Source organism: Mesorhizobium sp. WSM4814, from assembly GCF_055811595.1.
In genome coordinates, this window is sequence record NZ_JBVVQT010000012.1 from 134,927 (window position 1) to 151,151 (window position 16,225).

Consider the following 16,225-nt stretch of genomic DNA (forward strand, 5'->3'; position numbering starts at 1 on the left):
TGGTGAAAAACTTGGCCACCGCCCTTCTCATACTGATCATTGTTCTCGTAACCGCCGCAGGAGCGATCTTCTTCCTGTCGCGCGAAGAGGCGACCGTTCCGATCGCCGAGACCTATGGCCCCAACCCGACCCTGCCGGAGCCCAATCCGACCTGGCTGCCGACCGTCCATGTCGCTAAGGCCATGCCATGGCCGCAGGGCACCAAGCCGACAGCGGCCCAGGGATTTGCAGTCAACGAATATGCCCGCGGGCTCGACCATCCGCGCTGGCTGTATGTGTTGCCAAACGGCGACGTGCTGGTGGCCGAGAGCAATGCGCCGCCCAGGCCGGAGGAGGGCTTCAGCATACGGCGCTTCTTCGTCAATTTCTTCCAGAGCCAGGCCGGCGCGGGGACGCATAGCGCCAATCGCATCACGCTGCTGCGCGATCAGGACGGCGACGGGGTGGCAGAAACCAGAACCGCCTTTCTCACCGGGCTGTTCTCGCCATTCGGCATGACCCTGCTCAACGGCAAGCTCTACGTCGCCAACGCCAATGCAATCGTGGCCTTTCCCTACCAGGAGGGTGCGACCGAGATCACCGCACCGGCGGAGAAGATCGTCGACCTGCCTGCGGGGAGGAACCACCACTGGACCAAGGACGTGACCGCCTCGCAAGACGGGAAGAAGCTCTATGCGACGGTCGGATCCAATTCCAATGTCGGCGAGAACGGCCTGGAGGCAGAGCAAAACCGCGCCGCCGTGCTGGAGATCGATCTCGCCTCGAAGCAGACGCGTCTCTTCGCCTCCGGCCTGCGCAATCCGAACGGCCTGTCGTGGCATCCGCAAAGCGGTGAGCTCTGGGTCGTCGTCAACGAGCGCGACGAGATCGGCAGCGACCTGGTGCCGGATTACATGACTTCGGTGAAGGATGGCGGCTTCTATGGCTGGCCTTACAGCTATTTTGGCCAGCACGTCGATAATCGCGTCAAGCCGCAGCGGCCCGACCTCGTCGCCCAGGCGATCAAGCCGGACTATGCGCTCGGGGCGCACACGGCTTCATTGGGACTGACCTTCAACACAGGCGACCTGTTCGGTCCTCAATACAGGAATGGCGCTTTCGTCGGGCAGCATGGCTCGTGGAACCGCAGCCCGCACAGCGGCTACAAGGTGATTTTCGTGCCGTTTTCAGGCGGCAGGCCCTCCGGCCCGCCCCAGGACATCCTCACCGGCTTCCTGAGCGAGGACGACAAGGCTTTTGGCCGTCCCGTGGGCGTGGCGATAGACCGGCGCGGCGCCCTGCTGGTGGCGGATGATGTCGGCAACAAGATCTGGCGGGTCGTTCCAGCTCAGACGCAATCGGCACTTTGAGCAGTTCGTGCTGCCGGCGGCCCGGAAGCGATATGGCACCGCTTGCCATTGCCGGTCGGACACGGCGTTCCGGCGCCGATCAAAGCCGAAAATCAAGCTGTCGTTGCCAATCCGCGCCCGCGTGCGTGCCGGACCCTTTGACGCATACGATCGGCAAGGGAAGCGAGCGAGCCTTGCGCCGTGCGCGTCCCAAGGACGGATTGCAGGACAACGCCCTGCGTTGCGAATTTATGCTTGAACGCCTCTGCGCCGCACAGGAAATCGACCGTGCTCAAGCCGTGATCGAACGACCACTGTATGTAGTCCATCATCAGGATCATGCCCGGCGACGCTTGGCTGAAATCCGGATCGAAAGTGGTCACGAACGCCATCATGGTGTGGTGCTGGACGAAGTTGATGGAAACCGCGACCATTGCGCCATTGCATTCAAGTACGAAAATGTGCAGCACGCCGGCACGCGCCAGCGCGTCAACAAGTGCGGCCAGTACCGGCGCTCCCTCTTCGAAAAGTTGCGATTCACGCTTGCGCTCGACCAGCCATCTGCGCTTCAGGGCAGAGAGCCGGTCGAGTACCGGCTGCAGTGGCTCGTCTGGCGCAAGCAGGCGAAATTTCATTTCGCCGGCTTCTTCCAACGTCTTGACGCCGCGCCGATAATTCTGCCGTGTCTTTTTCGACTGCTCCGCGAACCACGCCCCTCCGCTCGCCCACTGTCCGGCGACGCGATAACTGACTTCCTCCCTGTGATTGGGGCGAAGTCTGATCCCGCTGGAGGTATCCGGAGTGAGAATTTTGCGGGCCGCCGCACCCGGCAAGAGACGATTGAGAAAGGCAATATCGAAGCCACCGGCGTCACAGATCCGGGCCCATACTCCCTGCAGGGCCGATAACGAGCATTCCGGAGCAACGAGAATATCGCCGTAATCGGTATAGCTGCTGGCCGCCCATTCGAGAAACCGCAGGCCCTTGCGCTTGCGGATCGCCATGGGAACGACAGCAACGAGCCTGTCACCATTCCAGACCAGGCCGATCCGCAGCGCGCGCTGGTCACGGTCCGCTACGGTATTCCACCAGGCCGAAATCCAGGCATGACTCTGAAAGACCAGCCCATCGGTGCGATGCCAGAGATGCGCCCAATCGGCTTCGATCGCAGCCAGGCGATCCGCCGAACGGACAACTTCCAGGCGCTCTGCGCTCGAGGCGTCAATCGAAACAATGGTGTTCATGAAGGGGAACGATCCTCTGCGATGGCATCCGGACGCCTCTGGAACAGTCTGCGGACATGCCCTCCCATCTTCCTGAGCGGCAGGATGTAAAGCCCAAAGAGCGATTGATAGTCGCGCACATCGCGATCAATCAGGCCAAATTTGAGGTCTTCATCCGGATCCGGGACAAACTGCGTCCCGAAGAGGCGATCCCAGAACGAAAACAGCAGGCCAAAATTCTTGTCGTAGTGGCGAGGGTCGATGCTGTGGTGCACCTGGTGCCAGTGCGGACACAAGATGACGTTGTTCAATGGGCCGAAGGAAATCTTGAAATGGGTATGACGAACAAAGTCCATCATCAGGATGTTGCGGATGACATAGACGTTGATGCCGAAGATGGCGATCTCGACTGGATCGAGCGCGATCAGGCTCCAGATGCCGAAGCAGATCCCCGGGATGACGCCATCCCAGATACGGTTCATCAGGTCGTCCAGCGGGTGAACCCTATCCTTGGTGATTCCCACCATCACCTCGGCCGAATGATGCACTTTGTGCAATTCCCACAGGAACGGGAAGTGGTGCTGGGCGACATGGTAGAGATAGTATGAAATGTCGTAGGCGATCAGCATGGTTGCGGTGAAGACGACGATCGTCACCGGTCCGGCCGCGCCATCGATGAGCGGCGCCTGGATACCCAGCAGCCAGCCGATTGCGTGGTGCGTCCCATAGCCGACGGCGGCAACGAAGGTGACGCCGGCAGGGATGAGCAGGAATGGCATTATCGCCCGTTTGGTGACCCAAAATAGGACATCCGCTCGCGCCGACGGGTGCAGGATGACTTCCGCCGGGAAAGCGAAATCGAAAAAGTCCCTGAGGGATTTATGCTCGACAGTCCGCCAGTAAGCGACCACCGCGCTCCCCAGTGCGGTGAAAAGCAGGAGGCCGAGCGTCACCAGATCGACGTTCGAAAGCTTTTCCACAATCAATCCGGCGAATTCAGAAAACATCGGTGCGGTGGCTCCTGGGCCGTAAAATGGCCGTCCGGCGAATTGCGAAGCAAGAAACTTGCCAAACCCACTGCATGTTGCCGGCAACCAAATGGCTATTGCGGCTGCAACAAGCATAAGCATGCCGGATTTGCGCCAGACTAGCAGTTCAACCGTAACAAAACGCTAAAAGTTCGAACGCAATTAATCTCGAACATGCCGAAACACCGGAGAGGCCGCTCCGCTGCAGCGCCGGTCGCTATCATAGCGGCGGCGGGGCGATTGCTGCGAGCTGTATCTCAATTCCGTCTTCGCCCACTTCGCCACGCCAGGCGATGCGTTCGGCCGGCTGCCTGACGCCAAAACGCGGCGAAACCCAGCCGCCCTGCCCCGGTGCGTCGCCGCCGGCACGGATGTCGACCGCAGCGTCCGGAAAGCGCATGGCTATCAGCGGCTCATCGCCGCGCAATACCGTGACCGTGTTTTCGTCCCGGTCGGTGCCGAGGCCGGCTGCGAGTTGAAAGACGATCTCGGCCACACGCCTGCCGCCGAGCAGTTGGTCGGTCAGGACGATGCCGTCGGCCCGGTGCATCACGGTGCGCTGATGCATGACGCCGAAGCGGCTTTTATAGCCGTCATGGCGGGCGCGCAGCTTCCAGTGCGTTCCCGGCTCGCTCTCCACCAACTCCGCAACCGCCTTGTGCGACCAGTTGAACATCCCGGCGATGATGCTTTGGCTTTTGCCCTCGATATTCAGCGTGTTATGCGCCGGTGTCGAGCGAAACCAGTCGCGCCAGACGCCTCCCGAACCGTAGAGCCAGGTGCCGGGATCGACCAGCACCGGCTCGCCATCGATGCACAAGGTGAGCGACAGCGCGTCGGCATGGCCGTGAGCCGCTATCGAGAGATAGCCGAGCGGGCCGTGGTCGAATGTCAGATCGATGCTGCGGCCGTTCATCTCGCCGCGCCAGACCGAGAGCCCGCTCTGCGTGAACGTTTGCAGCCCACGCGACACCGGTGCCGGCTCCGACGGCGTGCCAAAGACAAGCGCCCGAAAATCGTCGGGCTCAGCAGCGTTGCCCGGCATCTGTAGAAAGCCATGGATGGCGGCGGCGACGGATCGGACATAGTCCGGCTCGTCACCGAGCGTCAGCACGCGACCTTCGTCATTGTCGCCAAAGCCGGCGGCTGGTGGCAGCCAGGCGACGAAATTGGCAAAAGCGGCCAGGCGCGCTTCAACGGGCGAGGCAAACGGCGTTCCGGCCTGGCGTGCCGCTGCGACGCACAGCAAGATCAGTTCGGCGGTGAAGGCCGCGTAAGTCGGGGTCTGCTCGGCACCGGCGCCATCGGCGAGAATCTGCTTGCGCGCCTCACCCAGGAGGGCTTCGCGTGCAGCGTCGGGTGCGGCCCCCAATGCCAGGCCGATCAGATACTCGCCAGCCAGTTCTGCGACGAGATGATTGTTGGCGGAGGAAAAACGGGAGGGGAACCGCGGCAGCCAATAGGCGCTTGCCGCCAGTATTTCGCCCACGTGCTGCCGTGTCGCCGCGCCAAGTCGGTCGCCGACCAGGTCCATGGTGACAATCAGGCTGATGGCTCGCAGCGCGACTTCGATGCCGGAGGCCCAGCCGACCCCCCGAAACGGCGGGTTGGCTGAATGCCAGCTGTCGATCGCCGCCTCTATGGCCCTCCGGGACTGGTCGTCGCCGGCGAGAAGCAGGTGGGCGGCCAGTGGCGGCAACTGCTGCAGCCGGTTGATCTCCCACACGTATTTTACATCGCCGCGGCCGCCGCCATGGCGAAAATCGATATCGAAAGTATGGGCCTCGGCACCCGGCCAAAGCCCGCCGGTCACCGGATCAAGGCGCCAAAGCTCGGGAGGAAACAGCCGATCGGGATCGCGCCGTGGCCATGTCCGCCCAAGTGCGGAAAACTCGCCGCCAAGCGCCTTTTGCGCCGCCGCCGCTATGGCTTGCCGTTGTGCCGGTGTCGCAGCCAGCACAGCATCGCGCAATCCACGCAGCACCGGATGCAACCGGGGCGAAGCATAACGCTGCCAACCGCCGTCGCGGCGGCGCGAAGCGATCCTTCGACGCTGCTCGCCCAGCCGGTGCAACACCTCAGCCGGCTCCATGCTGCGCAACCGGTTGATGTACCAGCCGATTCTCATACCGCCCCGCCAGGGTTTCGATTCTTGTATACCATGCTGTCGAAAAGCCGAGCGACCGCAATCCTCTTTTCCGATCCTGCGGTTAATATCTCCAATCATGAAACGGAAAGAGTGGCGATGAGAAGGACGGCGTTTGTTGCAGCGTGGATGCTCGGCATGGCGATAGCCGCCAGCGCTGCGCCGATCCCGCTGCAGCGCGGCGTTGGCGTGCATGAATGGCTCAACTGGTCGCCGGTGGAGGAGGATGGATCCTACCGTTGGCCGCCCTATCGCAGCGAGCAGGAGTGGCGCGCTGGACATAGGCCGCTCACCGATTGGCCCGGCGACGCGTTTACGCACATTCGGTCGATGGGCTTCGACTTCGTCCGGCTGAGCGTCGACCCCGGCCCTCTGCTTGCCAGCCGGGGCGCCAAACGCCAGCAGGCGCTCGACATACTTGCCGCCGCGGTCGAGCGGGTCACGTCGGCCGGCCTCAAGGTGGTTTTCGACCTGCACGGCGTCACCCAGGTTCCGGCCTACAGCATGGAGATGATCTATGACGGTGCCGACAGCGAAGGCGTCGCCAGCTATCGCCAAATGGTTGTGGCGGTCGCCGCCATGCTGGCCAGGGTTGGCACCGACAAGGTAGCCCTCGAGCCTTACAACGAGCCGGCATACTACCCCTGTAATTCGAGCGGCAGCGATGACTGGCAACGGATCATGGCAGACACGGTCCGCGATATTCGCGCAGTCAGCAGTGAACTCACCATCGTCGCAACAGGCGCCTGTGGCGGCAGCATTGCCGGACTGGTCAATCTCGCCCCCGGCTTTGACGATCCGAATGTCTACTACAGCTTCCATATGTACGAGCCGCACAGTTTCACGCACCAGCGGTCTGACGGGACAGGCGCTTTCGCCTCGGGGCTGCCTTGGCCGGCCGACAGCAGCACGCCCGAAAAGGTGACCGAAACCCTTAAGGCCCGGATGGACGCCGCCGGCTTGAGCCCGGTCGAGCAGGTGATGAACATGGTCGCGGCGCGTCAAGCAATCGCCCGGTATTTCGAGCAGAATTGGGGGCCGAGCCAACTCGAGGCGAGCTTCCGTCAAGCGGTCGACTGGGCCGAGGCGCATGGCATTCCAGGCCGGCGACTGTTCATGGGCGAATTCGGCGTCATCCTCATGTCGGCGGACGGCCGCATGGGCGCGTTCGACGCTGACCGTCTGCGCTATCTCGAATCGGTGCGCCAGCAGGCGGAACGCTTCGCGATACCTTGGTCCGTCTGGGAATTCGCCAATCCGCATGGGATGTCGCTGATCCTCCCCGACGGACCGCCCGTAGCTGATGGCGGACTGGTGCGAGCGCTGGGTCTTGCGCTTCAGTAACGCGACATGTCGAGTTGCTGGTTGATGAGCGCCCGCTTGCCGCCCCGCCCGGCGGCAATGCGGTCCACGGCTTTCAGGCAAAACCGGATACGACCGTTTGTGCGGTTGACCAACGTCTCGACGAGTCGCGCGGCGCAGGCAGGTGCCGCCCCGGCGGTCGGGATATAGCGAATCAATGCCTCGCCGGGCTGGTCCTGGTAGAATTGCAGCTCCTCTATGCCGTCGAAGAATGCGGGGCCGTCGGGCACCAGGTGCGTCGTCACCACCCGGCCGCCGTCGGCGGTCACCAGATAGTCGACGTTTCGGCGCGGCATGACAGCCTCGACTCTAAGCCGCTGGCCGTTTGCCTCATTCGGCAATTCCACCAACCGGGCAGAGTCGCCGGTATCGTAGCGGATGAAAGGCATGCCGGTCGACAGGAAGCCAGTGCCGACGAGCCTTCCCTCCTTGCCTGTCTCTGTTACCGGCTCGCCTGCCGCGTCGACCAATTCGGCGAGGCCGTAGAGAGGATTGAACTCGTAGCTGCCGGGGGCTCCGGGCGTTTCTTCGGCGAACAGCACCTTTTCGCTGAGCCCATAGAAGCAGGACAGCGGCACGTTGCCAAGAACGCTTCGGATGATCTCCCGTTGATGGGGATGGACTGGCTCCGAGATCATCATCATGCCCTTGACGGGCCGTTTTGGTACTCGGTCAAGCACGCGCATATGCCGGCAAAACAGCTCTATGGCCGAGGGATAGCCATAAAAATACGTGATGCCCCGTGCGTCGATCAGGTCGAGATAGGCATCGGCGTCGTCGACCGTCATTGGAAAGACAGAGAGCCTTAGCTCGCGAAGTGCCGGGTCCCATTCATGCAGTCGCTTGCCGGTGGCATCGAGGCTGAACCCGCGGAAGCAGACGCGCGCCGTGTCTTCATCGTAACCGATCCGCGACCAGACGTGGTAGACAAACGCCATCTCGCGGGCGCTCCGATCCTTGTCGAGATAGAAGCGAAATGGCTTGTCGGTGCTGGAGCCGTTGCCGGAGGCCTCATCCAGTTGGGCAATCGGCACCGCCAACGCTGCAGTTCCAGCCGCCCGCAGGATGTCCTTGGACAGGACCGGGAGGCGGCGCAGGTCGGCAAGTCCCAGCGTCGACAGATCGAAGCCAGGACCGAGGGCCCGGTCGATCGACTCGCGATAGAACGGACTGCCGGCATGGGCTTTCCGCAACAGCGCGCGCAGCGCGGCCAGATGAAATTGCCCGGCATAGACAGGATCCTCGGCGGCCATGGCGATCCGGCTCCGCCACGACCGATAGGTCGCACCAAATTTTACCCGCGTTGGCGCCAGCGCCAGCATGGGCGCCAGCAGCCGCCTGACCGCTGGCGGGCTTCGCACATAGGCACCGCGCGCTACGTCAAGAAAATTCATGATTTTGCACCGGACCTGCCGTTTGCCGCCTCATGCCACACACGGCATATCGATGCCGCGAACGAAGAAAGCTCCAGCCGTTCCCGGTGCACCGCCATGGCAGCCGAGCCAAGACGGGCGCGCAACGCCGTGTCGTCAACCAGTTCTGTCAGTGCCTCGGTCAGCGCCGCCACATCGCCGGGAGGCACCAGCAACCCGGTTTTCCTGTCGATGATGATGTCCTCTACCGCGCCGACAGGCGTGGTGACCACTGCGAGGCCGGAGGCCATTCCCTCGATGACCGAGACCGGGAGGTTTTCGGCGAATGAGGGGAGCGCCAGAATGTCGGCCGAAGCGATCAGCGATGCAACCTCGTTCGGACCCACCCAGCCTGGAAAGGCGATACATCCGGCAAGCCCCAGCCCGGCCGATCTTGCCCGTACGGCCTCGACGTCACCATCGCCGGCGATTGTGGCGCGCCACTGCCTGACAGGCTTCATGCGATGCAGTGCGTCCAACAATTGCGGCACGCCCTTGCGGTCGCCGATACGGCCCAGGAACAGGATGTGAACGCTGTCTCCACCACCGACATGGGCCAGGGACGGGACTTCGGTGGCATTGGGCACAATCACGATGTTCGTGGCCGCGCCTGGCGCCCGTGCAGTGACGAAGTCGCGCCAGATACGGCCCAGAACCACGATCCGATCGGCATGCTCGAACATATGCCGGATGCGGCGGCTCATGAAGCTGCGGTTTTCCTTCCAGAACGTCTGGTATTGAGCTCCATGCAAATGCAGCACATAGGGGATGCCGAGCAATCGCGCGCACCTCGCGATGACCATCTTGCGGTAGGTACTGCCAAAGCTCGATACGTTGATGTGAACGACGTCGGCACGGCCGGCAACACGCGCGACCACCATCCGAAGGCAAAAGCCAATCATGTAGAGGACCGACAGCGCGACCGAGCCCGAACCGCGACTGGGAAGGAACCGCGCTTCGACCTTTCCGTCTCCCTGCCGTTGGAGTTCTCGATCGAGCGCCGCCATGATGCGGTCGATGCCGCCCTGCCCCGACACACCCGACGGGGTCGCGACCAAGACATGTATTTTTCGATCGGGTAAGAGACTTTGCAGCATGGTATTCTCGATAGCACGGACCGCGTAACCACAAAGCAAACGTTCCCGGTAAGTTTACGGCAAATCTTTTAGTTCAAACTGAATCTGTTCACCCTTCGCCGCTGTCGCGCTGGATTTTCCGCCGGTCGACGGTTAGTCGATGCGGAATTTTCCGGGGACAACCCTTTGCTGCTGCGCTCCACGCTCATCTACGCCCCGGCGATCCTGCTGACGCGGATTTCCGCTCTGCTCCTGCTGGTCATCGTGACGCGGCTGGTCGACCAGACCGAGTATGGGCTGCTGACCCTGGTGGTGACCATCGGCGAAATGACCGACATTGCGGTCACCAACTGGCTGCGCATCGCTTTGCTCAGGCTTGGCGGCAAAGGCGACGTCAGCCGCGGCAGCCTGATGCTGGCCGGGCGGGTGTTGCTTGCCAGCACGGCACTGGCGCTGATCATATCCGTGGTCGCCTCTGCAGTGATCGTGCCGGAGCGCTGGGTCGAGTTCGCGATCGCCGTCTGCAGCTACCTGATCGCCGGTTCCATCGGCCGCTACGCGTTGACGGTGCTGCAGATGCAGCAGCGTCATTCGGTCTATTCGATGCTCGAGTTCCTGCGCGCCGTGCTGCAGCTGGCGCTGCCGATCGGCGCCATCGTCATGTTTCAAGATTCCTTTCTGACGGTATCGCTCGGCTCCAGCCTCGGTGTACTGATCGCCGGCATCGTGGCGGGCGTCATGGCATCCCGACGCGTCGTTGCCGGTCCGCCACGCTTCACCCAAAAGGAGTTCTTCGTCCTCGGCGTGCCCCTGGTCATCATGGCGCTGGTCGGCTTCGGCCTGCACAGCGCCGAGCGTGTGTTCCTCAAGATCTATTACGATGCCGGCGCGGTGGCGATCTTCGCCGCAGCCTATGCACTGGCCCGCCAGCCGATCGATATGGTCGCCAATTCCATCAACATGGGCGCCTTTCCCGAGGTGGTCAGCCGGTTCGACGACGACGGGCCCGCGGCATCGGGCCGGCTGCTGTCGCAATTGATGGCCTTGATGATGCGCCTTTGCCTGCCGGTTGCAGCGATGCTGGTCGCACTCAGCAGCGATATCACGCAACTCCTGCTGCCCGCCGAGTATCACGGCCGTTTCGGCCTGCTCTTTCCGATCATCGCCTTCAGCGTGCTGTGTGCCAATCTCGCCAGCTTCGTCTATGGCACCGTGGTGCACGCGCACAAGCGGCCGTGGCTGCTGATCATCGCCAATTCCTTCGGCTCGGTGGCGACAATCGCGCTGTCCGTCCTGTTGATCCCGCCGATGGCGGAGGTCGGCGCTGCCTTGGCGCTGGCGGGCGGATCGCTGGCAGGCCTTTTAGCCTGCATCATCATCAGCGAACGGCTGACGCCGGTGCCGGTGCCATGGCGCGACATCGGCATGTCGGTCGTCATCTCGCTCAGCACCGGGCTGGCCGCCAGCCTTGCCAGCGCTCTGCTCGGCAATATGCCGGCCATCTTCTCGCTCGTTGCCGGCGGTGCCGCTGGCGCAGTGGTTTTCTTCGGGCTGACCTGGCTGTTTTATCCCGCCGCCGCGATGCAATTCGTAGCCAAGCTGAGGGCGCGGCTGCGGCTCGCATAGGCCGCAACGGCATTTGCCGAATTGTCGTTCCATAGTCCTGGAAAAAGCGGCTCCGACTTCGGACTGATGCAGCAGCCCAGGGTCGTCGGCTGGTAAAGCTATTTATGGATCGACCTTCCGGCGTCCCCGACGGCCCCATAACTCCCGGCACAGCAGCGCCGCGTAGGCGGTGTTGGTGTCATAGTAGCGGCGCCACAAGCGTCGCGGCTCCTGTGCCACGCGAAACAACCACTCCAGACCGGCCGCTTGAACCAGTTTTGGCGCCCGCGCAACCTTGCCGCCATAGACATCGAAACTGCCGCCCACGCCCATGACGAAACTCGGGGTGAGTTCGTCACGATAGCGCTTGATAAAGCGCTCCTTGCGCGGCGTCGGCATCGCCACCAACAGGCAGTTGGCCCCCGAGGCGTTGATCGCCTCGACGATGCCGGCCTCGTCTTCCGGCTTGAAATAGCCATTGCGCATGCCGGCGACAACGAGACCCGGATAATCCCTGGCAAGTCGCATTCCAACGGCATCGAGAACGGATTGTTCGGCGCCCAGGAGGAAGGGCCTGAAGCCACGCTTCGCGCAGAGGCTCAGCAGATTGATCATGACGTCGACGCCCGCCACCCGCTCCGGCAGCGCGACGCCGCAAAGACGCGCCCCCCAAAGCACGCCGATGCCGTCGACGTTGATCACATCCGCCGTCGCCACATCCTCCCGCAACTCGCTATTGTTGCGCATGTTCACAAGCTTGGCGACATTCACCACCACATGATGCAGCGGCCGCCGCAGGGTCATCGCCTCATCGGCGATGGCCAGCGTCTCGGCCATGGTCAGCGCATGGATCGGCGCGCCGAGGAATTCCCGGCGCCGCGATGCCAACAGGCGATGCTGCGCCCATGCAGGGTCGTGCGCGTTCATGCGGCTTCCTCTGCACTTGCAGGAAGCGCCTCGAGCGCTGATTTCTTGCCTTCGATGCGGGCGTCGGGCTTGCGTGCCTTGCGCCAGGTCCACAAACCCCTGGTGTCGATGAGCTTCTTGTCCTTGAGCGCTTCGGGATCGACCAGATTGAACTGCCGATGGTCGACCAGCAGGACGACGATATCGCACTGGTCGATGGCGGAAAGCGCATCGGTGAAGACGATGCCCTTGCCCTCGAGCTCATGGGGCAGCCTGTGTGCGTTGGGTTCAGCCGCAATGATCCTCAGGTTGGGGATATCCGACAAAAGCTTCACCACCTCGACAGCCGGGCTCTCGCGCATATCGTCGATGTTGGGTTTGAAGCTGAGGCCAAGACAAGCGATCGTCTGCTTGCGGGACGGGTCGAGCAAGGCTTGTATATCCCTGACCACCGACAAGGGACGCTCGGAATTGATCCGGCGCGCCGAAGCCATCAGCCGCGTGCTATTGGGCGCGGCATCGATGATAAAATACGGATCGACGGCAATACAGTGGCCACCGACGCCAGGGCTCGGCTGCAGGATGTTCACGCGGGGGTGCCGGTTGGCGAGATCGATCACCTCCCAGACGTTGAGCGACAAATCCTGGCACACCGCCGCAAGCTCGTTGGCAAAGGCGATGTTGACGTCGCGGAACGCGTTCTCGGTCAGCTTCACCAGTTCCGCGCTTTCGGCCTGGGTCGTGAACAGGTCGCCGGCAACAAAGGTCGAATAGAGTGCGGCGGTGCGTTCGGCCGACTTGCGCGACAGGCCGCCGATCGAGCGATCGTTGTTGATCAGCTCGGTAAGGACCTTTCCCGGCAACACCCGCTCGGGCGAGTAGGCGACCAGGACATCGGCCTGTTCGCCATGCGCGAGAGGAAATTTGAGGTCGGGCCGCAACTCGGCAAGCAGTCCGGTCATGATGCGCGTCGTGCCGACCGGCGATGTCGACTCCAGCACCACAAGATCTCCCCGCTTCAGCACCGAGGCGATGCTTCGTGCCGCCGCGAGCACATAGCTCACGTCAGGCTTGTGGTCCTCGGTCATCGGGGTCGGCACGGCGATGACAAAGGCGTCCGCTGGCTGCGGCGTGCTGAAAGCCCTGAGCTTGCCGTTGGCTACGACCTTCTGGATCAAACCATCGAGGTCCGGCTCGACGATATGGATTTCGCCGCGATTGACCTTCTCGACCACCGCTTCGTTGACGTCGACGCCAATGACGTCGAGCCCGCGACTGGCGAAGATGGCACAGGTCGGAAGGCCGATATAGCCCATGCCGATAACGGAAACGGTCTTGATCTCAGCCATGATGCAGCAGTTCCTCAACGATCCGGTTACTGGCCCGGCCATCGCCATATGGGTTGTGTCGTTCTGCCATGCCGCGATAGGCCGCCTGATCGTCGAGCAGGCTGTTGGCATTCAACAGGATCTTTTGGATATCGGTGCCGACGAGACGGGCGGTGCCCGCCGCGATCCCCTCGGGCCGTTCGGTATTCTCACGCATCACCAGCACCGGCTTGCCGAGCGAAGGCGCTTCTTCCTGCACGCCGCCGCTATCGGTCAGCACCAGATAGCTCTGCTTCTGCAGGAACAGGAACGGCAGATAGTCCTGCGGGTCGACCAGGTGGATGTTGGGCACGCCGCCCAGTTCTGCGTTGACCACCGAGCGCACATTGGGGTTGGGATGGACCGGATAGACGATCTGCACGTCCTCGCGCATTGCCAGCCCCTTCAGCGCCGTGCAGATACGATGGATGCCGCCGTCGAAATTCTCACGACGATGACCGGTGACGAGCACCATTTTCTTGGCCGGATCGAGGAACGGGAAACCGGCGGCGAGTTTTGCGCTCATCAGACTGTCGGCGTCGATCGCGCCGGAAAAATGCAACAGCGTGTCTATCACCGTGTTGCCGGTCACGAAGATGGTGCTCGCAGCCTTTCCTTCGGCGATGAGATTGTCGCGCGCCTGGATGGTCGGCGCGAAATGCCAGGTCGCGATATCGCCGGCAATCTTGCGGTTCAGTTCCTCTGGAAACGGAGAGTTGATATTGTGGCTGCGCAATCCGGCCTCGATATGGGCGACCGGGATGCGCTTGTAGAAGGCAGCCAAAGCCGCAGTCATCGCCGTCGTCGTGTCGCCTTGCACGAGGACGATATCAGGCTTCGCCTGCTCCAGCACTTCGGCCATGCCCAGCAGCACGCGCGAGGTCACGTCGAACAATGTCTGGCCGGGCTGCATGATGTTGAGATCATGATGGACCGGCAGGCCGGTCAGTTCGATGACCTGGTCGACCATCTCGCGATGCTGGCCGGTGATGCATGTCTCGGTGATGAAACCTGGATGGGCAAGCGCGGCACGCACCACCGGAAAGCATTTGAGCGCCTCAGGCCTGGTGCCGAACACGATCAGCAGTTTTTGCCTGGACGGCAGTTTTGGATGTGAAAGGATGTTCATTGCTGATCCTGGTCGCCAGAAGGCGTCGCGACCTGCCGATTATTCGCCACGAGCTATAATAGCGGCAGAAGCCGCCTCCGTGACCTTAAATCTTAATATATGATTAACAGCCAAGCCCACGTCCTCACCGGTAACTCTTATGAAAGCCTGAACCGATAGGTATCCTGGCAGAGTAGTCTTGAAAAAGAATATATTCGATTGACTAATGTTTTAATTATCGGCCACACGGTCGGATCTCGGCGCTGGGAAAATGCGCTTCTGGTGCGGTTGAGCGCAGCCGGTCACGTGGTTTCGAGCGGCCGCGCGCCGACGCCTGCGCCGATTGCACGCGGCCTGGATGTTGTGCTGGCGATCGAGAGCCGGCGCTTCGGTCCCTCATTGGCAAGCCGCTCCGAGCCGTTGCCGTCTGGCGGTTCTGGTCCGGCCGACCTCATAATCGATCTCACCGGCACTGCCGCACGACGTGACGCGCCGGTTCTGACGCTCGAATTTTGCGGCCGCAGCACGTTCCCCGCCGGTGTGGCCGAGATGCTGGCGAGCGGGCGATTGCCCGAACTTGCCGTTCGCCTCGACGGCGTCACAGTTGCCCGGGGCCGACCGATGCTCGGCGACCGGCTCTGGCTGTCTCGCAGCTGCAACGACCTGCTCGCTGGGGCCATCTCGCTGGTCGCGCAAAGCGTCGCCCGTGTTGCCGCGGGCGAACTTGCGCCGATAGCCGATAGCCCGGCGCCGATGCTGAGGAACGGCAGATTTGTCCGACACTATCTGCCTTTTTTCTGCAAGGGGTTGGTCGATCGCGCCGTGCAAAAACTCAGGCTTGGACGGCGTCCCTTCTATTGGCAGGTTGCCTATCGGCTGATCGACGGGCCAGGTGTCGCCGAAACCGGGCGGCTCGACGGTAAGCCGTTCACCGTCCTGCCGGACGATGGCCAGCGATTCTATGCCGATCCGTTCGTCCTCGAGCGGGATGGCCGCCACTATCTGTTTGTCGAGGAATTTCCCTACGCTACGGGTCGCGGCGTGATTTCTGTCGCCGAACTGGGTGACGACGGCAGCTTCGGCGTGCCGAGGGTGGTGCTGGAGGAAAAGCACCACCTGTCGTATCCGCAGGTGTTCGCTCAGGCCGGCGAGATTTTCATGATTCCTGAAAGTGCGGCGGCGCGCGAGCTTGTGCTCTACCGCGCCGCGCAATTTCCAGATCGCTGGGTACGCGACACAGTGCTGTTGACGGACAAGGATTTCAATGATGCCACGCTGCTCGAATCGGACGGCCGCTTCTGGCTGTTGGGGACGGAGCGGTTCGGTTATGGCAGCGCGTCGGACACGATGGCGGTCTATTCCGCACCCTCGCTGCGCGGGCCGTGGGTTGCGCACGCGCTCAATCCCATCGCCGTCGATCACTCGGCCGCTCGCCCCGGCGGCGCCTTTATCCACCACGGTGGCGCCGTGGTGCTGCCGGTGCAAAACGGATCGAGAGCTTACGGCGGCGGTCTCGGGTTGATGCGTCTGGACCGGCTTGACGATTTCGACGTCGGTTTTGCGCCGCCCCGCCCGATCGGCCCGGGGCCGGCATGGGGCCGCGCGGGCATTCACACGCTCAACCGCGCAGGCAATCTCGAGGTTGTGGATAGCGCCGGCTGACG

The 16,225-nt window shown here is 62.5% G+C and carries 12 protein-coding genes; 4 read left to right on the plus strand and 8 right to left on the minus strand.

Annotation, left to right across the window (positions count from 1 at the left end):
* Window positions 1–2: 2 nt before the first annotated feature.
* Window positions 3–1,349, plus strand: a complete 1,347-nt coding sequence (locus AC0L2V_RS19200) for a PQQ-dependent sugar dehydrogenase (RefSeq protein WP_473520913.1) — start codon at window positions 3–5, stop codon at window positions 1,347–1,349.
* Window positions 1,350–1,441: 92 nt separating this feature from the next.
* On the opposite strand, the gene AC0L2V_RS19205 is transcribed toward AC0L2V_RS19200, so the two are convergent.
* The 3 genes from AC0L2V_RS19205 to AC0L2V_RS19215 form a co-directional block, all read right to left on the minus strand.
* Window positions 1,442–2,572, minus strand: a complete 1,131-nt coding sequence (locus AC0L2V_RS19205) for a GNAT family N-acetyltransferase (protein WP_473513378.1) — start codon at window positions 2,570–2,572, stop codon at window positions 1,442–1,444.
* Window positions 2,569–3,558: a sterol desaturase family protein gene (locus tag AC0L2V_RS19210; protein ID WP_473513379.1), complete on the minus strand. Its 990-nt coding sequence runs from the start codon at window positions 3,556–3,558 to the stop codon at window positions 2,569–2,571. Before AC0L2V_RS19210 ends, AC0L2V_RS19205 begins: the two co-directional genes overlap by 4 nt.
* Window positions 3,559–3,799: 241 nt before the next feature.
* Entirely contained in the window at window positions 3,800–5,707 is a 1,908-nt protein-coding gene (locus AC0L2V_RS19215; protein ID WP_473513381.1) for a heparinase II/III family protein, read from the minus strand.
* 117 nt (window positions 5,708–5,824) lie between these two features.
* Here AC0L2V_RS19215 and AC0L2V_RS19220 point away from each other — a divergent pair, with 117 nt between their 5' ends.
* Window positions 5,825–7,069 carry a glycoside hydrolase family 5 protein gene (locus AC0L2V_RS19220; RefSeq protein WP_473513383.1) on the plus strand — a complete coding sequence of 415 codons (1,245 nt, stop codon included), beginning with the start codon at window positions 5,825–5,827 and terminating at the stop codon, window positions 7,067–7,069.
* Here the strand turns inward: AC0L2V_RS19220 and AC0L2V_RS19225 are convergent.
* Both AC0L2V_RS19225 and AC0L2V_RS19230 read right to left on the minus strand, forming a co-directional pair.
* Window positions 7,063–8,481, minus strand: a complete 1,419-nt coding sequence (locus AC0L2V_RS19225; protein ID WP_473513385.1) for a phenylacetate--CoA ligase family protein — start codon at window positions 8,479–8,481, stop codon at window positions 7,063–7,065. The genes AC0L2V_RS19220 and AC0L2V_RS19225 overlap by 7 nt on opposite strands.
* Window positions 8,478–9,596, minus strand: coding sequence for a glycosyltransferase family 4 protein (locus tag AC0L2V_RS19230; protein ID WP_473513387.1), 1,119 nt, complete (start codon window positions 9,594–9,596; stop codon window positions 8,478–8,480). Before AC0L2V_RS19230 ends, AC0L2V_RS19225 begins: the two co-directional genes overlap by 4 nt.
* Window positions 9,597–9,761: 165 nt before the next feature.
* On the opposite strand from AC0L2V_RS19230, the gene AC0L2V_RS19235 reads away from it, so the two are divergent.
* Window positions 9,762–11,201 carry a lipopolysaccharide biosynthesis protein gene (locus AC0L2V_RS19235; RefSeq protein WP_091596626.1) on the plus strand — a complete coding sequence of 480 codons (1,440 nt, stop codon included), beginning with the start codon at window positions 9,762–9,764 and terminating at the stop codon, window positions 11,199–11,201.
* A gap of 102 nt (window positions 11,202–11,303) precedes the next feature.
* Here the strand turns inward: AC0L2V_RS19235 and AC0L2V_RS19240 are convergent, their stop codons facing one another.
* From AC0L2V_RS19240 to wecB, 3 genes are read right to left on the minus strand one after another with little or no spacing between them, the layout of a single operon-like run.
* On the minus strand, window positions 11,304–12,107 hold the full coding sequence (locus AC0L2V_RS19240) for a WecB/TagA/CpsF family glycosyltransferase (protein WP_473513391.1): 804 nt from the start codon (window positions 12,105–12,107) through the stop codon (window positions 11,304–11,306).
* The gene (wecC, locus tag AC0L2V_RS19245) at window positions 12,104–13,435 is read right to left on the minus strand and encodes a UDP-N-acetyl-D-mannosamine dehydrogenase (RefSeq protein ID WP_473520914.1); all 1,332 of its coding nucleotides are present in this window, start codon (window positions 13,433–13,435) and stop codon (window positions 12,104–12,106) included. The genes AC0L2V_RS19240 and wecC overlap by 4 nt, the downstream gene beginning before the upstream one ends.
* Complete coding sequence (gene wecB, locus AC0L2V_RS19250; RefSeq protein WP_091596635.1) at window positions 13,428–14,582, minus strand: non-hydrolyzing UDP-N-acetylglucosamine 2-epimerase; 1,155 nt, start codon at window positions 14,580–14,582, stop codon at window positions 13,428–13,430. The genes wecC and wecB overlap by 8 nt, the downstream gene beginning before the upstream one ends.
* Before the next feature lie 198 nt (window positions 14,583–14,780).
* Between wecB and AC0L2V_RS19255 the strand changes: the two genes are divergently transcribed.
* The gene (locus AC0L2V_RS19255) at window positions 14,781–16,223 is read left to right on the plus strand and encodes a glucosamine inositolphosphorylceramide transferase family protein (RefSeq protein WP_473513394.1); all 1,443 of its coding nucleotides are present in this window, start codon (window positions 14,781–14,783) and stop codon (window positions 16,221–16,223) included.
* The last annotated feature ends 2 nt before the right edge of the window (window positions 16,224–16,225 follow it).

What these genes read in the sequence shown, in the direction of transcription:
- AC0L2V_RS19205 (WP_473513378.1), bottom strand. Translation starts at nt 2,572, where the DNA reads ATGAACACCATTGTTTCGATTGACGCCTCGAGCGCAGAGCGCCTGGAA.
- AC0L2V_RS19210 (WP_473513379.1), bottom strand. Translation starts at nt 3,558, where the DNA reads ATGTTTTCTGAATTCGCCGGATTGATTGTGGAAAAGCTTTCGAACGTC.
- AC0L2V_RS19215 (WP_473513381.1), bottom strand. Translation starts at nt 5,707, where the DNA reads ATGAGAATCGGCTGGTACATCAACCGGTTGCGCAGCATGGAGCCGGCT.
- AC0L2V_RS19220 (WP_473513383.1), top strand. Translation starts at nt 5,825, where the DNA reads ATGAGAAGGACGGCGTTTGTTGCAGCGTGGATGCTCGGCATGGCGATA.
- AC0L2V_RS19225 (WP_473513385.1), bottom strand. Translation starts at nt 8,481, where the DNA reads ATGAATTTTCTTGACGTAGCGCGCGGTGCCTATGTGCGAAGCCCGCCA.
- AC0L2V_RS19230 (WP_473513387.1), bottom strand. Translation starts at nt 9,596, where the DNA reads ATGCTGCAAAGTCTCTTACCCGATCGAAAAATACATGTCTTGGTCGCG.
- AC0L2V_RS19240 (WP_473513391.1), bottom strand. Translation starts at nt 12,107, where the DNA reads ATGAACGCGCACGACCCTGCATGGGCGCAGCATCGCCTGTTGGCATCG.
- wecC (WP_473520914.1), bottom strand. Translation starts at nt 13,435, where the DNA reads ATGGCTGAGATCAAGACCGTTTCCGTTATCGGCATGGGCTATATCGGC.
- wecB (WP_091596635.1), bottom strand. Translation starts at nt 14,582, where the DNA reads ATGAACATCCTTTCACATCCAAAACTGCCGTCCAGGCAAAAACTGCTG.